The 15,378-nt window shown below is 40.4% G+C and carries 12 protein-coding genes; 1 reads left to right on the top strand and 11 read right to left on the bottom strand.

All coding sequences use genetic code 11. The features are described from left to right. Positions 1–410: 410 nt before the first annotated feature. The 7 genes from FD50_RS00870 to FD50_RS00840 form a co-directional block, all read right to left on the bottom strand. Positions 411–788, bottom strand: a complete 378-nt coding sequence (locus FD50_RS00870; RefSeq protein ID WP_056959585.1) for a DUF956 family protein — start codon at positions 786–788, stop codon at positions 411–413. A gap of 187 nt (positions 789–975) precedes the next feature. Beyond that, the gene (locus FD50_RS00865) at positions 976–1,890 is read right to left on the bottom strand and encodes a PTS system mannose/fructose/sorbose family transporter subunit IID (RefSeq protein ID WP_056959583.1); all 915 of its coding nucleotides are present in this window, start codon (positions 1,888–1,890) and stop codon (positions 976–978) included. A 21-nt stretch (positions 1,891–1,911) separates the two neighbouring features. Next, positions 1,912–2,718: a PTS mannose/fructose/sorbose transporter subunit IIC gene (locus FD50_RS00860; RefSeq protein WP_056959581.1), complete on the bottom strand. Its 807-nt coding sequence runs from the start codon at positions 2,716–2,718 to the stop codon at positions 1,912–1,914. A 38-nt stretch (positions 2,719–2,756) separates the two neighbouring features. After that, on the bottom strand, positions 2,757–3,755 hold the full coding sequence (locus FD50_RS00855; protein WP_056959578.1) for a mannose/fructose/sorbose PTS transporter subunit IIA: 999 nt from the start codon (positions 3,753–3,755) through the stop codon (positions 2,757–2,759). A 137-nt stretch (positions 3,756–3,892) separates the two neighbouring features. After that, complete coding sequence (locus FD50_RS00850; RefSeq protein WP_082610383.1) at positions 3,893–4,390, bottom strand: PTS sugar transporter subunit IIB; 498 nt, start codon at positions 4,388–4,390, stop codon at positions 3,893–3,895. A gap of 320 nt (positions 4,391–4,710) precedes the next feature. Continuing rightward, positions 4,711–7,560, bottom strand: a complete 2,850-nt coding sequence (locus FD50_RS00845) for a sigma-54-dependent transcriptional regulator (RefSeq protein ID WP_056959576.1) — start codon at positions 7,558–7,560, stop codon at positions 4,711–4,713. Between the two features lie 523 nt (positions 7,561–8,083). Next, complete coding sequence (locus FD50_RS00840; RefSeq protein WP_056959574.1) at positions 8,084–9,721, bottom strand: peptide ABC transporter substrate-binding protein; 1,638 nt, start codon at positions 9,719–9,721, stop codon at positions 8,084–8,086. Between the two features lie 426 nt (positions 9,722–10,147). Between FD50_RS00840 and FD50_RS00835 the strand changes: the two genes are divergently transcribed. Further along, positions 10,148–10,579, top strand: a complete 432-nt coding sequence (locus FD50_RS00835; RefSeq protein ID WP_054757943.1) for an Hsp20/alpha crystallin family protein — start codon at positions 10,148–10,150, stop codon at positions 10,577–10,579. Positions 10,580–10,951: 372 nt separating this feature from the next. On the opposite strand, the gene FD50_RS00830 is transcribed toward FD50_RS00835, so the two are convergent. From FD50_RS00830 to FD50_RS00815, 4 genes are all read right to left on the bottom strand, one after another. Continuing rightward, complete coding sequence (locus FD50_RS00830) at positions 10,952–12,097, bottom strand: ArgE/DapE family deacylase (RefSeq protein WP_056959572.1); 1,146 nt, start codon at positions 12,095–12,097, stop codon at positions 10,952–10,954. 52 nt (positions 12,098–12,149) lie between these two features. Next, on the bottom strand, positions 12,150–12,851 hold the full coding sequence (locus tag FD50_RS00825) for a methionine ABC transporter permease (protein ID WP_054757941.1): 702 nt from the start codon (positions 12,849–12,851) through the stop codon (positions 12,150–12,152). Further along, complete coding sequence (locus FD50_RS00820) at positions 12,844–13,917, bottom strand: methionine ABC transporter ATP-binding protein (RefSeq protein ID WP_056959569.1); 1,074 nt, start codon at positions 13,915–13,917, stop codon at positions 12,844–12,846. The genes FD50_RS00825 and FD50_RS00820 overlap by 8 nt, the downstream gene beginning before the upstream one ends. A 73-nt stretch (positions 13,918–13,990) precedes the next feature. Then, on the bottom strand, positions 13,991–14,833 hold the full coding sequence (locus FD50_RS00815) for a MetQ/NlpA family ABC transporter substrate-binding protein (protein WP_056959589.1): 843 nt from the start codon (positions 14,831–14,833) through the stop codon (positions 13,991–13,993). Between the last annotated feature and the right edge of the window lie 545 nt (positions 14,834–15,378).

Below are 15,378 nucleotides of genomic sequence, written 5' to 3'. Positions count from 1 at the left end.
CTACACATTTGATTTGTCGAAACTTTGTTCAGTTTTCAAAGGTCTACTTAATTGCTCAACGCAACTTTTATAATATATCATTTTAAAAGCTACATGTCAACAAAAACTTTCAAAAAATAAAATTCGAAGTGAAAAGCACTTCTCCAAAAACTCCTAAATGCCTTTGCTACTCAAACAAGCAACGAAGATAACTATACACTCCTCTAAAAATGAAGTCAAGGGAAATTTCTAAAAAATAAATTACCGCAGCATAATTCTTAACAAGCACTAAAAGATGCCACAGTAATGAGTATCCGATTCCACGCTAAAAGCTAAGGGGGCTGGGTCAAAATCCAACTTTGACCCAACCCCTTAACCTTTAATCTATAAACCACGTATGGCATACTTCAGCCACTTTCTTTGCTTAAACCTTAACGCTTTTTGCTGAAGCGTCCCTTTAATCCTCGTTTTATAACCTGAAAAAAAGTCAACGAGTGTACCATGTGCTCTGATCTAACATACTTGTTAATCGCTCGTAGGACTTCTTTAGGATCTTTGGAAGCAAATGTATACATCCCATTTTTCTTAGTTTTTATCCCATATCTTGGAATCCAGCGACCTTTAAACATAACAGAGGCTGCAACATAATCAATCTCTTCCCACGGAATTTGAATATACTTACGCACATCACGCTTATCAAAGAATTCAAACCCCTTATTTCCAATCATTATTTTCCCATAATTAGCAATTCCCATGAAAGAAGTTCCATCCTTCACTAAATCAACTTTTGAATTTATCGATTGTACCATTGTTCTCCCCCCTATCGCGGCAAATTCTATCACTAACTATATTTTACCAAAAAAAGATATCGATGCTACTTTATTAAAAGTAATCGCTTAAGAGCCTAATTTAAACAGCTTAGATTCTTAAAATAAAACTACGGGATTAAGACAAATTCTAATTGCCCTAGCCCCGTAGTAGATCTGAATTTTTAAATTACAAAATACCAATTACATGGCCTAATACACCAACCACGAAAATTCCTAAAATGATAACAATTGGTGAAACCTTTTTCTTTAATAACCACATGCATAAGAAGGTCAGTAACAATGCTGCCAATCCTGGAATTAATGAATTAAGGTTATCCTGCAGCGTCGTTACTTTGTTGGCCGTCAAGGATAAACCATCTTTTTGCTGAAGCAAGGCTTCTTTGATCCCAGCAGCTCCACTTGGCAACTTGTCCCACTCAATATAGGCACCTTTTGAGAGTTTAACCGAGGAAACTGTTGGTGTAAATTTAATCGTTACCCAACGTTCGATTAACGACCCTAACACGAACATCCCCATGATAGAAGCGAGACTCGTTACATATTGTAACAATCCACCAGAAAGATCATCGGTGATCTTGGAACCAGCACGATAGCCAAACTCCTGTGTGTACCACATGAATCCCCAACGAATTAAGTTCCATGCGATAAAGAAAATGATTGGTCCTAAAACATTTCCAGACATCGCTAATGATGCTCCTAGGGCTCCTAAAATTGGTCGTACGGTAAACCAGAACACTGGATCACCAACACCAGCCAGTGGCCCCATCATCCCAACTTTAACACCTTGAACTGCGGTATCATCAATTGGCGCTCCGTTTGCACGTTCCTCTTCCAATGCTAACGTAACCCCTAGTACAGGAGATGCTAGATATGGATGGGTATTGAAAAACTCCATATGGCGTTTCAAAGCCGCTGAACGGGCTTCTTTTGTCTTATATAATTTTTTAATTGCTGGAATTAAAGCGTAACACCAGCCGCCGTTTTGCATACGTTCATAGTTCCAAGAACCTTGAAGGAAAGTAGAACGCCAAGCAACGGCTAAACGATCTCTTTTAGTTAAATGAATCTTTTCTTCTGCCATCTGATTATTCCTCCTTCATCCTTAATAGTCGTTTAGAACATCATCGAGCGGGTCACCGGTATTGCTGTTGCCGCCGTTGCCACCGTTGTTGCTTCCACCTTTTTTAAGCTCAAGGTAAATGAGACCAAATGAAATCCCTAAAGCACCTAAAGCAATCAAAGTAAGGTCAGTTACCGCTGCAATTACAAAACCAATTGCGAAGAACGGCCAAACTTCACGGCTAGCCATCATGTTGATAACCATTGCATACCCAACGGCAACAACCATGCCACCACCGATGGTCATGCCTTCTGTCAACCAAGCAGGCATTGACTCCAAAACTCCTCTTACGACTCCACTCGGAATAAAGAGTAACGCTGCAGCAGGAATTGTAATTCGCAGACCCTGCATACAAATCGCAATAACTTGCCAAATTTCAATTTTTCTGAAGCTTCCTTCTTCTGCAGCCTTATCCATAATATGCACAATCGGCACAGCTAACGTACGTGCAATCATCGTTAAGAACAAACCAGCAACGGCCAAAGGAATCGCAACAGCAATCGCAGTTCCTACGCCTTTTACACCTTGTCCACCTTGAACTAAAATAATAGCTGATGCGACTGAAGCTAAGGCAGCATCGGGAGCCACAGCAGCCCCGATATTCGCCCAGCCTAAGGCAATAAATTGCAACTGTCCACCTAAAATAACACACGGAATCAAGTTACCAGTTACAAGCCCAATTAAAGTACATGCTACTAAAGGTTGATGGAACTGAAATTCATCTAGGATACCTTCCATCCCCGCAAAAAACGCGACGATGACTACTAAAATCATCGATATAATAGACATGATAATCCTCCTTTTTTATATCAGAATAAAATTTTTATTTATTGTTTTACAGCAGCCAACTCGGCCTTTGCTTTTCTTATAAGTTCGTCAATGTTCCCACCAGAATCATTTGGAACCTTCCGCACATCAATCTTAATTCCATGCTTTTTGAGTTTTTCAAAGGCTTCGACATCAGCTTCATTCATTGAAAGGACTTTATTAACAACTACTTTGCCAACCGAATGTGCCATCGATCCAAGGTTAACATCTTTAATCTCAACCCCTGCTTCTACTACACGCAAAACATCTTCTGGATTTTCAAATAATAGCAATGCTTTTGTCTTGCCAAAACGTGGATCCTTAGTAACTTCGATTAATTTCTTGATTGGAATAACATTTGCCTTTACACCAGGAGGGGCTGCCTGCACAATCAAATTCTTACGCAGTTCATCTTTAGAAACAGCATCCGAAACCACAATAATTCGATTAGGCTGGGTCGATTTTGTCCACGAGGTTGCAACTTGTCCATGCAACAGACGCGAATCTACTCTGACAAGCGCAAACTTGATCTTTCCGTCACCAACTACTGTACCCGGAGGCAAAGTTCCTTTCGGTTGCCCATCTCGTTTTGGAGCAGCAGCACTTGCTGTTTTAGGCTGCAAAGATTCAGGTTTAACCTTGACTCCATCTTTTGCGGTTGCAATAATATGCGCAGCAATTTTTTGTGCCGAGTTCATCGACAAACGCGAAGCATATGCTTCAATGACCATTGGCAAATTCATGCCAGCAACAATTGCCCACTTGTCTTTGTGAGCTTCAAGCAATCCATTGGCCTGATTGAAGGGTGTTCCGCCCCACAGGTCAATTAAGAACAATACCTCATCTTGGTCGTCAAATGATGCAATTGCTTTTTCCATCTTTGCTTTGACATCATCAGGGCCTTCATTTGGCATTAAGGTAACTGCCTTAACATTTTCCTGTTCACCAAAGATCATTGATCCTGATTGGAAAATGCCTTCAGCAAAACCACCGTGGCTTGCTAAGATAATTCCTACCATGTTTAATACCTCCTAAAAATTATTTCCCATAGTTGCTTGGGAGTTATAAAGCACTATATACCGTTTTGCCAAAGTGTCTGGCTCAGGTAGCAAATCGCTATCTGCGTCCCCCACCACCTTTCAAGTTGAAGCACCCGTCAAACTAGCTTCTTGTCCTTCAGGAATTTCCAGAGATTTTTTGAATTATCACCTGAAACCTTACGCACATCTAATTGGACTCCATGTGCATATAACCAAGAAAATGCTGCAAGATCATCTTGTCCAACCGCAATCGTATCAGTTACCATCACTTTGGTGCTATCAAAGCTCATCGCTCCAATATTCACCTGCTCAATTCGGATTCCCCCAGCAATTAAACGTTGTGCATCCCTAGGGTTTTCGACTAACAACAATGCGCGAAAGGAAAGGATTCGCGGATCATGGTAAAGCTCAACCATTTTCGCGACGGGTAATACATTAACCCTAATTCCCGGAGGAGCAGCTTGGACAAGCAGCGTTTTACGAATGCGGTTACAAGCAACCGTATCAGAAACCACTAAGATGCGATCAACTTTCGTTACCTTTGCCCAATTCGTAGCAACCTGACCATGCAACAAGCGACTATCAATTCTTAATAAACGTACGTCTATTGTCAATTAGATCACCAAAATTTCCTTGAAGATTAGTTCCAAAGCATTTTAAAGTAGTGAGAATGTCAACAGTCGCTAATCTTTTAATAGCACTGTTGCAACCAGCACACCTCACTTTAGGATAAGCAAGTAGCGTGCCAACTTCTGTGTATCGCTTTCAAACACTATTAAATCAAGCTTTAGAAAAAATTAAGAAGCGATACACTTAACTAAAAGTAAGTGTATCGCTTCTGTATCATCAGCCCTTGATGATCTGTATTAAGCAGCACGCATTTCCAGTGCATAGAATTCTAAACCACAGTTTGCCGTTAGACCGCACCCCAACTCTAGTCTGCAATCTTTTGCTGCTCTGTTTTAAACAGCTCCAGAATATAGTAAATTTCATCTTCCGGTAATGTAATATTTAACTTTTTTTGCACAAGTTTATTTGCTTCTTCAAGCAAAGGATATAATTTCTCGCGTTTCATCTGTGATAACAGTTCTGGTCTGACCTTCATTGAAGAACGGGTTAAGAAACGCTCCAGTGCACCACCCAAATGCAAGATTAGGTTAATCCGAAAAGCGTTTGACATTGTATTGTTGGTTTTGTCATTAATAAAATCACAGTACTTCCACAAAACTTGAATTATTTTTCCCGGATTTAAGAAAGTAAAATACTCAGCGAGGTACTTCTGTCCGGTTTCTTCCGTCAACGCCTTTGAATGCTTCAAGAAGGTATTATTGGTTTCTTGTCCTTCATCTAGCTGTTCAATCAGGTTCACAAAGTTTTCCGCCCCACCTTGGAATAAAGTTTTTAATGAAACAAAAGGGGCCGCTACTTTAGGCTTAACAACCCCTGTTGTAGCTACAATCAGATATTTCTCCTGAATTTTTTTAATTTGTTCATCCATTTTGACTAAAGAAATCGGAATCACGGTAATATCGTTAATTAAATTATCTAACAGGATTTTATCAAGCAGTTCCTTAATCTTACGCGCAGTTCCCTCACCTGTTGCACAAATCGCCACAATTGCTTTCTTTTGTTTAGTAGCTGATTTTGTAATAAGCGTTTGCTTTTCTTTCAGCTTTTCACCAGAATGTGAATAACCGACAAATTCGCGTAAATCCCGGTAAACAGTTGCCAGATTACTATCAATCAAGGTCGTTTTGCGTGCCGCCTCCAAGACCATTGCAGTCGTGACCATATCAATCGTTTTAACCTTAACACCAGTTTTTTCAGTGAGTTTTGCGCTGAAAGTACTCAAAGAACCCATATCAACCAGCAGCAATACCCCATTGCCACGATCAATCTTCTTTACCCTAGTAGCGATTCCATCAAGTGCAACTTTAGGATTCATCTCGAGTGGCATGTCGTAGTAAGTAATATTATCAACTGAAAGTAACTGCGAAACTACCTGTGCCATTGAAGAAGCCGTGCTGTTACCATGCGCCGCCACCACAATCCCTACCCTGCCATTCTTGGGATCAGAATGTACTGAAACCAACAGAATCGCCATATAATAGCTTTCTGAATCAGGAATTGGAAAACGATAATGAGCAGCAATCATTTCTTTAACTCTCTTGGCAAGTGCTAATTCAGTTGGAAAATCATGTGCCATTGAAACCAAGTCTGTCGAGATTTTTCTTGATGGTTTGCCTGATTGAACTCTTTTTATAAATGAACTAATATGCAGACTCATTGCATAGATAAAGTTGTCCCGCACTAGAAAGCCTTCTTGCTCCTGTAGAAAATGGCGAATTTTTTTGGTTAGATCAATCACTTCGCGATCCACTATTTCATTCAACCGGTTCTCAGTCTTGCCCAGCTTACCTCTTTGATAGAACGACTTCATATGCAAATTAATGTCTGTCATTATGAAATTGTTAATTGAAGTCTGGTCCAAACCCTCATCCTTCAACAGGGCAGCTTTGTCGCCAATAATGTCATACAGGTTGTATGGTAATTCATAACTGTCAACTTCTGGTAGTCCACGTTTAGCATCCGGTTTGATAATCATTGTTGTTTCTAGTAGCCTGGTCAGCTTTCCTAGTTCATGCCGGTCGCTGGCTAAATGTGACAATCCATCCTTAATGTTGGGCGGCAACTGCTCAAAACTCAAAGTGATTTCGTCTTCATTTTGCATACTGTTCAAAAAACCCTGGGCACAAACCAGTTGAATGTTAGACTTCAGCTGACCCACATTGCCATAAGTCACACTCCCTAAAAGCGCTTGCACAACATCTTCATTTAATTTAATATTCTTATGAATTCGGTTTGCTTCAAGTGTCAGTAATCTTTCTAAGAGCTGTAGCTTCTCCCGCACCGTCCGTTGTTCAAAAGGCGGCAATTGGATAACAATCGGAATTCGACGAACAAAAGTCTGCAGCAATGAACTTTCTGGATTTTCAGTTGTTGCACAGATTAAACGCACATCCCCATGATGCATTTTGGCAGTTTCTCCTAAGCGGCTATACATCCCATGATCCATAAAATAGAAAATCATTTCCTGCCCTTCAGGCGGCAAGCGATGAACTTCATCAAGAAAAAGCATGCCTCCTTCAGCTTGCTGAATCAGGCCTTCATGATCTTCGTTAGCCCCTGTAAATGCACCTTTGACATAACCGAATAAATGCGAAAGCAGCAACTGCGGATTATGCGCATAATCCGCACAGTTGAACGTGATTAATTCTTTTTTAGTAATAATGTTCTTATGTGCCGCAAAACGGTGCATTGTATTAGCGAAAAACGTCTTCCCTGAACCTGTTGGTCCAATAATTAAAGTGTTCAGTCCATGCGGCGGATACAAAAGTGCCGCCTTTGCCTGTTCGACTTGATTCTTAAGGCTGTCATGGCTTCCCACTAGATTCTCAAAAACATTTTCCGTATGCGGCACTGTTAATTTTTGCGCTTTTTCACCTAGACTTGTGTGTGCCGCAAAGCCAATTTTTGTGTCTTCAATTTTCTGCTTTTCAAACGGGTCAAGCAAAACACGCGGTTCGTCCCCCAACCAGTAACGGACTGGCCGACCTGCTCGTTTGCTAACAATACCCGCACGTACAAGCTGATTAAGTTCTTTACTAACATTTGAGCGATAGATATTGAGGGCGCTTGCAATTTCATTTGTCGTAAGCGCTGTCGATTGTTGCACTGCCTTACACTCAGTTAAATATGCAATTATCTTTTCACGGCGTGTCATCTTGAAACGCTCCTTTTTATTTTGTGTATCATTAGTGTATCACTCACAATAATATGTTTCAATTTTTTCTACTTTTTGGGAACACCTAAAAAATATCCAGTCAATGACCAACTGCCACGCAGCGACCGCAAGCTGCAAATGTTGCCCAGCTAGGTTAAGCGTTCACATTTATCCGCAATAAATAAACATAGCAAAGGAAAGTCGGACAAAAGGCGTTTAGTTGGGTGCACGTTTCAGCACTAGCTGTTTGGAAACCCCAAAAAAGAGTGTACCGTAAGTCGGGAAAATTTTGAGTGCTAACTCGAAATTACGAACATAGCGAGTATTTTGCTATGAGTAATTCGAAGTTAGATGGAGAATTTTGACTTATGGAACCATTTATCCGGAATAAGTAAAGGAGCTAGACTAAAATTTCACTTTCGGCCCAGCCCCTCTACTATTTTATTCCAGATAAACGTGTTTCAAATGCCTGCCGCTTTGCACTTAAGCCTTTACTCATTCTTCAAGACTCAGACGCATCACATTATTTTGAAACATAGGCATTCTTAAAGTTGTAATTAACTCCTGCAGAGTTATAGATGACACCCTTGACCTTGGATTTAACCAATGTTGCCTGTGACTGTTGATACAGTGGTGCAACTCCTTGATCTTGCAAGAGGAGTTTTGAAGCAGCACTCATATCTTTCCAACGTTTGCTGGTCGAACCTGCATCTGCTGCTTTGGAAGCCGCAATTAATTTGTCATACTGCGCATTTTTCCATTTTCCATTATTGTATGAATTATCAGAAGTGAAAAGGTCCAAGAAACTGATTGGATCGGAAAAATCAGCGCCCCAGCCAGAGAGTACAACTTCAAAATCTCCATTTTCAGACTTGCTCAATCGTGTTTTGAAAGGAACATTTGAAACAGAAACTTGCGCATTAGGTAATGTTTCTTCAAGCTGGCTTTGAATGTATTCAGAAACATTCTTCGCAGCATCCGTATCATCTGCAAGCAGCGTAAAACTTAACTTGTTGACGCCCAGTTCTTTAAGTCCTTCTTGCCACAGCTTTTTCGCTTCTGTCTTATTGGCTGTAATTCCAGCAGAAGTGGCAGCGGCCTTAGTGAAATCTTCTCCATTGTAAGAAGCTAACCCTTTAGAAACAATTCCCGGAGCCGCAAATGAACCATCTGCCAGAATCTTTTTAACCAACTGTGTGCGATTAATTGCAAGTGAAATTGCCTGTCTTATTTTCTTATTCTGAAAATTCTTTTGGGTCTGATTAAATTCTAGATAATTGATTCGCGCTTCGCTCCGTGGTGTGAATTCCTTTGAACTTGACAGTTGCTTAGCCTGTTCAGACCCCAAGAGTGTTTCATCCAATTTCCCACTTTGATACAAATTGTAGCTAGTCGTAGTACTCTTATTAACTTGAAAATTCAGCTGTGACAGTTTGACATTTTTCTTATCCCAATAATCATTATTTTTCTTTAAAGTCCAGCTCAAGTTTGAGCCTGTCCATTTTGTCATCGTAAATGGTCCACTATACACCATATATTTTGAAGCTGTGCCATACTTGCTGCCATACTTTTCAACCGCTCCTTGATTTTGCGGGAAGAAAGAAGGAAAGCCCATCAGCAACTTGAAGTATGGGATCTTCTTATCAAGTGTGACCACTAATTTGTAATCACCTTCAGCCTTAATCCCTAAACTAGAAGCTGGCTTTTTCCCAGCAGTAATGTCATCTGCGTTTTGAATCCCACTAAATAAGTATGCATATTGTGAACCAGTTGCAGGCTTGACTGTCCGTTGCCAAGAATAAACAAAATCCTTTGCAGTCAACTTGTCACCATTACTCCACTTGGCATTTTTGCGGAGCGTAAAGGTATATGTCATTCCGCCATTTGAAACTTTTGTAGCTTTAGCAATTCCAGGCTCGATTTTACTATCCTTCCCTAACCGATAAAGACCTTCCCCAGTGTTATTCAGCATATCAAAGCTAATAACATCAGTTGCAGTTGAAGGATCCATTGTCGGCAACTCAGAGCTTTCGTTCCAATTAATAACTTGCTTAGCTGCCAAAGTACCACTTGTTCCGGTTGAACTCTTGCCACATGCTACCAATGCCAACGAACAAAAAGCGACCGCAAGCCCGATCCCTATTTTTTTCTTAAACTTCAATAAAAAGCATCCCCTTTTTTCACAACAAAAATCAAAAATAATATCGAGATTAATTTTAAATTAGAAAAAGATTAAAAGCAACCGTTTTCTTTATTTGTTGTGAAAGCAAAGAAAATTTCAAAAAAGACTTACTTTAACTTAGTTAAACATTAAATTAATTAATAATTGTACGTTTTTCAAATTTCGATACAAGTAATCTACCCCTAACTATCTTGTTTATTTCAACTGCAAAAATAGTTTTTGAAAACAAAAATGGCGCCTGCCTTCCGTCGCAGACGCCTCACCGTATAATAGAATCTTAAGCTTAGCATGTTGTTTCAGATTTGTCAATATTATCCAAGGGAACGTGAGTTTGTTTTTCTTGCATTTTAACAAGAGCGCGCTATCATAGAGTTGTAGGAAATAAAAGAAAGGAAGTCTTTGAATATGGCTAATGAATTATCAAACCGGTTCAACAATTGGATGAAACCAGATGACTTTTTCAACAATCTTGGGCGTTCACTTTTTGACTCAGACAGTTTCTTTAATCGTGACCTGAAGACCGATGTCAAGGAAACTGATAAGGAATTTGTAGTTAAGGTTGATATTCCAGGTGTTACTAAGAAAGACATCTCCCTCGCTTATACTGATGGAAAGCTTACTGTAAGTGCAAAACGGGATTCCTTTAAAGATGAAAGTGATAAGGAAGGAAACGTGATCACTAGTGAGCGCAGTTATGGTCGTTTCACACGTCAATATAGCCTGCCAAACGTTGATCAAACTGGAATTACAGCTAAGTATACTGCTGGTGTATTGGAAGTTACTTTGCCTAAATTAAAGAATGTCTCTTCGTCCAAAAATCAAATTGAAATCGAATAAAAAGCGCACATTCGTGTGATCGCTTTTGAATAAAATAGGTGGCTACCCCAAAACATAAATTTAGGGTAGCCACCTATTTTGCAATTTGTTGTTAGTACTCAAAGCCTCCCAGGGACTGTCGGCACTTCTATTTTAACGTGCTCCCACCAGCTCCCCCAAGACCTAAGCTCAAATTATGTGTAACCAAGTTCGGGTTACTTTGTAATTTAAGACTTAGGTTCTGGGGGTTAAACGCTGATGGTCGGCACTTCTTTCTTAACGTGCTCCAATCCCCAGCCTTTTGCGTCTAACCTCAAATTGCGCATAGTCACAACCCGCCTATTTTGCAATTTGTTGTTAGTACTCAAAGCCTCCCAGGGACTGTCGGCACTTCTATTTAAAAAAATCAAGTGCAAGCTGCTTATAAGTCTCTATTGTGGCGTTGAAACTTGATAACGTCGTATGTTCATCAACCTGATGCGCACTTTGCCAATTATCCGGTCCTAAAACAATGACCGCCATCGCTTGATTGCTACGGACAAACACGCTTGCATCAGTTGCGCCGTTAATGGTACTCAAGCGCGCCGCCCCTGCCGCATAGTTTCTCTGTGCAAGCTGCAGTGCATGCTTGACAAACGGATTCTCCGGCGAAGTTTCCACTGGATAAAAATTATGAAGCAAGCGAAACTCCAACTGTGTATCACCTTTTTTGTTCAACTCGTCAACTTTATTTTTAATTAAAGCAAGTACTTTTGCATTACTGAACTCTGCAGTTGGGCGCACATTTCCAAAAAGAGAGGCATAATCAGGAATAATATTTACCTGTTCCCCGCCCTTGATCAGCGTCACACTATGTTTAACGCTGCCTAAAAAGGGGTCAACTGGTGTCTTATCAAATAAATGTGCTTCTGCATTAATGTATTCTACGAGTCCGTTAATCGCATTGTGTCCAGCTTCTGGAGTGGAACTATGTGCAGCTTTGCCATAACATTTAATCTCATAGTTCAAACTGCCAGAATGGGCATAAACTACTTGTCCGCCGGTAGGTTCTCCCACAACCATTGCTGTAATGTCCTTGGTGATTCCTTGCTCATCAAGTCGATATGCACCAGGTGTTCCGTATTCCTCACCAGCCGTGGCAACGAATTTGACAGTTCCGCGCGGCTGTTTGCCCTCAGCCACCAATTCAATCAACGTAATGACTTCAGCTGCGAGCCCACTCTTCATATCAGCAGCGCCTCGTCCAAAAAGCTGATCACCACTGATTTGTGCTTCAAAAGGAGGATGTTCCCATTTTTGTGCATTTGAAACCGCAACAGTATCTTGATGCCCAGTAAAACATAACACCCGTTCATCCTTGTCTTGTCCAATCTGCGCCACAAGATTTGCACGGCCGTCACCAAACTGGTCCAGCTGGCTTTCAATGCCATACGCAGCCAATAAGTCTGCAAGGTACTGTGCAACTGCTACCTCATTACCGTTAACCGAATTAATGGTAATCAACTTTTTCAAAATATCTAAGCGTTCTTCTTTATTCATAATTTCATCTTCCCTGCATTTAAAGAAAGTTGGCGCCCATGCACACTAAAATTTATTTTTTCCGATGATTCAAGATTCGTGCTAGGAAATCGCCTGTCACTTGGACAAGCAACACAAAGATCAAAACTAACAAAGTTGCAACCATTGTGGTATCAGTAGCGAAGCGATTATAGCCATACGCAATCGCCATATTACCTAGGCCACCGGCGCCGATTGCACCGGCCATTGCAGTCAGCCCGATTAAACTGATCAAAGTCACAGTTGTTACCCGAACTAATTCTGACCGAGATTCCTTCAGATACACTTCAAAAATAATATCTGTATAGGTAGCTCCTAGTGACTGTGCTGCTTCAACGATCCCACGATCGACACTTTCCAAGGCAACCTGAACCTGACGAGCATAGAACGGAAAAACTCCCAGAGAAAGCGGCACAAGTGCTGCAGTTGTCCCAATCTGTGTTCCTACGATCTTCTGCGTGACAGGTGCAATGAAAGCCAGCAGAATAATGAATGGAATCGCCCTAAAAAACGAAACAATTTTGTCAAAAAAGTTAAAAGCTGTCCGATTGCTAAGAATCCCATTCGAGTCGGTTAAGACTAAGCCGATTCCAAAAATCAAGCCTAGAATTCCACCAAAGAGTGCGGACCAAAAAGTCATATAGATTGTTTCGCCAATTGCTGGCAACCAACCACCATCACCAGTCCATCCCTGATAAACTACATTAGGAAAATACTTTGCAAAGAACTCAATCATTTGAAAGCTCCTCCTCTCCAATCTGATGCACAACGATTCCCTTTTCTTTAAGGAACGCTATTGCAGCTTGACGATCTTTTTCAATTCCTTTGATAATCACGAATAACGTGCCGACGGGTGTAGCTCCTAAAACTTCAATATTACTGTAGATAATGTTAGCTTCAACATTGAAATCTCGATACAACTTAATCGTGATCGGCTCACTAATTGTGGCACCCGTAAAAATCAGTTGCATAATTTTTTCATTTTCCTGCAATTTAGCTAGATGATAGGTTTTAAGTGTTGCAATTGCTTCTAGCGACCCGCCAACAAATTCCTTAGTCAACTGTTGTTTAGGCTGCGTGAAAATCTCATGCAATGTTCCTTTTTCAATAATCTGTCCTTGCTCCATGACTGCTACACGATTAGCAACTCGCTTGACCGCATCCATCTCATGAGTGATCAAGATGATTGTCACTCCTAATCTCGCATTTAGATCCTTTAAGAGATCAAGAATCTGAATCGTGTTCTTGGGATCCAGTGCGGATGTTGCTTCATCGGAAATCAAAATCTCAGGATCATTAGCTAGGGCACGTGCAATTGCCACACGCTGCTGTTCGCCCCCTGATAATTGGGCCGGATACGACTTGGCCCGCTCACTTAGACCTACTAGTTCAAGCAGCTTCAAGGCTTTTTCAGTGATTTCTTTTTCTTTTAAATTACTGTGTTTTAAGGCAAATTCAACATTTTCCACCGCAGTTTGTTCATTCAGCAGATTAAAGCGCTGAAAGATCATCCCGATTTTCCGTCGTTTTTCCCTTAATTTTTTACTATCAATCACAGTTTCCTTGCCATTTAAATTCTCATAGAAAACATCACCATTAACCTTGACTCTCCCTGCACTTGGCTTTTGTAAAAGGTTAACTACGCGTACGAGCGTTGATTTCCCTGCGCCTGAATAGCCAACAACTCCATAAATATCACCTTTTTCAACGTGCAATGAGACGTCTTTAACAGCTTCAATTTTGCGTTTTTTTTGTTGAAACGTAACATCGATGTTATCCAATTCAATAATGTTTTCTGCCATTTCACACCTCACGACTTTTTAAAGTAAAATACCTAGACACTGCTAATGCGGTTTGTGAACATACTTAATGTTTCTACTTAAGTTTAATATCCCAAGCCGGTAATTCAGATGTCCCATAAGCTTTTTGAATTGCTTTCTTAGTTGCTGCTGTTTGATAGGCTTTAACTACTTCTTTGTAGGCCTTCTTATCTTTGTTCTTCTTGTTAGCAGCAATAATGTTAATCCATTGTTCAGAATCCTTGTTGACCGGTTCAACGTAGATTGCAGATTTATAATTAATTCCAGCCGTTTGCGCATAATTTCCATTAATCACAGCTGCAGAGACATCTGATAACGAACGTGCTGTCTGACTAGCATCAAGTTCTTTGATTTGTAAATTTTTGGGATTCTTTTCAATTGATTTGACAGTCGCCAATTTAGTATTAGGTTTCAAGGTAATCAAGCCCGCATTTTTCAAAACAAACAATGCACGTGATTCGTTAGTTGCGTCATTTGGAACTGCAATTGTATCTCCATTTGCTAACTGATTAATATTCTTGATCTTTTTAGAATAAACACGGATTGGGGTAATAATTGTCTTGCCAATTGACACAATGTTTGTTTTGTTTGCTTTGTTCCAAGCATCTAAAAATGCGTAATGTTGAAATGCGTTCAGATCAACGTTGCCACTGGTTAAAGCTTTATTAGGCTGTGAATAGTCGGTAAATTTTTTGAATTTCAAAGTAATGTTGTACTTATCTTTTGCAGTTTTAGCAACTGTCTTCCAGATTGCGTCATCTTGCTTTGAGCCTGACATAATCCCAACTGTCACCGTCTGCCCCTGACTAGATTTGCCGCCCCCAAAACTAAAATACCCAGCGATAATAACCACTACAATAACAACTAACCAAATAATAAGATTGCGTTTTTTCTTCATGATAACTTCTCCTTTATAATAGCTGACTCCCATTTTTTTACTACTGCTTGTCTGACCTGTTTGTTCTTTTTCTTCTTCTCCTCCTCCAAAAACATTAAACACCATGTTGAATTGCCTACTCTGAGCACAAAAAAAGCACCCATCCCAAAGGACGAATGCGATTCGTGTTACCACCTTAATTTGCAGCACTTTCACAAGGACTGCCTCAACAGGTCACAAAAAAATTGTAAACCCTGCCGCAGTAACGTGCGCAAATCGTCGCCGGCTAAAAAATCACCGGTGCCATTCAGAGCCCATCTTCAGAACACCTGCTTCGCTCCCTCGCACCCACCGGAAGTTCTCTGAGAAGTAGAAATTCGTCTCTGCTCTTCAACATGTTTATCGTTAATTAAAAGTCTATGGCAATCATTGTAATCTAAATAGAATGTTTGTCAAGTAATTTTTATGAACCAGCTTTGTTTTAATGCTTGCTTGTTTGCCACCAAAGCCACTTTTTCTTATTTTTTGCGCCATGCGAAAAAATTGAACAGAACTCACTTCACATC

The sequence above is a fragment of the Liquorilactobacillus satsumensis DSM 16230 = JCM 12392 genome (assembly GCF_001435195.1).
GTDB lineage: Bacteria > Bacillota > Bacilli > Lactobacillales > Lactobacillaceae > Liquorilactobacillus > Liquorilactobacillus satsumensis.
The sequence above is the reverse complement of the archived record's forward strand: the minus strand, read 5'-3'. Positions and strand labels throughout refer to the sequence as shown.

What these genes read in the sequence shown, in the direction of transcription:
- FD50_RS00835 (WP_054757943.1), top strand. Translation starts at nt 10,148, where the DNA reads ATGGCTAATGAATTATCAAACCGGTTCAACAATTGGATGAAACCAGAT.
- FD50_RS00830 (WP_056959572.1), bottom strand. Translation starts at nt 12,097, where the DNA reads ATGAATAAAGAAGAACGCTTAGATATTTTGAAAAAGTTGATTACCATT.
- FD50_RS00820 (WP_056959569.1), bottom strand. Translation starts at nt 13,917, where the DNA reads ATGGCAGAAAACATTATTGAATTGGATAACATCGATGTTACGTTTCAA.
- FD50_RS00865 (WP_056959583.1), bottom strand. Translation starts at nt 1,890, where the DNA reads ATGGCAGAAGAAAAGATTCATTTAACTAAAAGAGATCGTTTAGCCGTT.
- FD50_RS00855 (WP_056959578.1), bottom strand. Translation starts at nt 3,755, where the DNA reads ATGGTAGGAATTATCTTAGCAAGCCACGGTGGTTTTGCTGAAGGCATT.
- FD50_RS00825 (WP_054757941.1), bottom strand. Translation starts at nt 12,851, where the DNA reads ATGATTGAGTTCTTTGCAAAGTATTTTCCTAATGTAGTTTATCAGGGA.
- FD50_RS00815 (WP_056959589.1), bottom strand. Translation starts at nt 14,833, where the DNA reads ATGAAGAAAAAACGCAATCTTATTATTTGGTTAGTTGTTATTGTAGTG.
- FD50_RS00860 (WP_056959581.1), bottom strand. Translation starts at nt 2,718, where the DNA reads ATGTCTATTATATCGATGATTTTAGTAGTCATCGTCGCGTTTTTTGCG.
- FD50_RS00870 (WP_056959585.1), bottom strand. Translation starts at nt 788, where the DNA reads ATGGTACAATCGATAAATTCAAAAGTTGATTTAGTGAAGGATGGAACT.
- FD50_RS00845 (WP_056959576.1), bottom strand. Translation starts at nt 7,560, where the DNA reads ATGACACGCCGTGAAAAGATAATTGCATATTTAACTGAGTGTAAGGCA.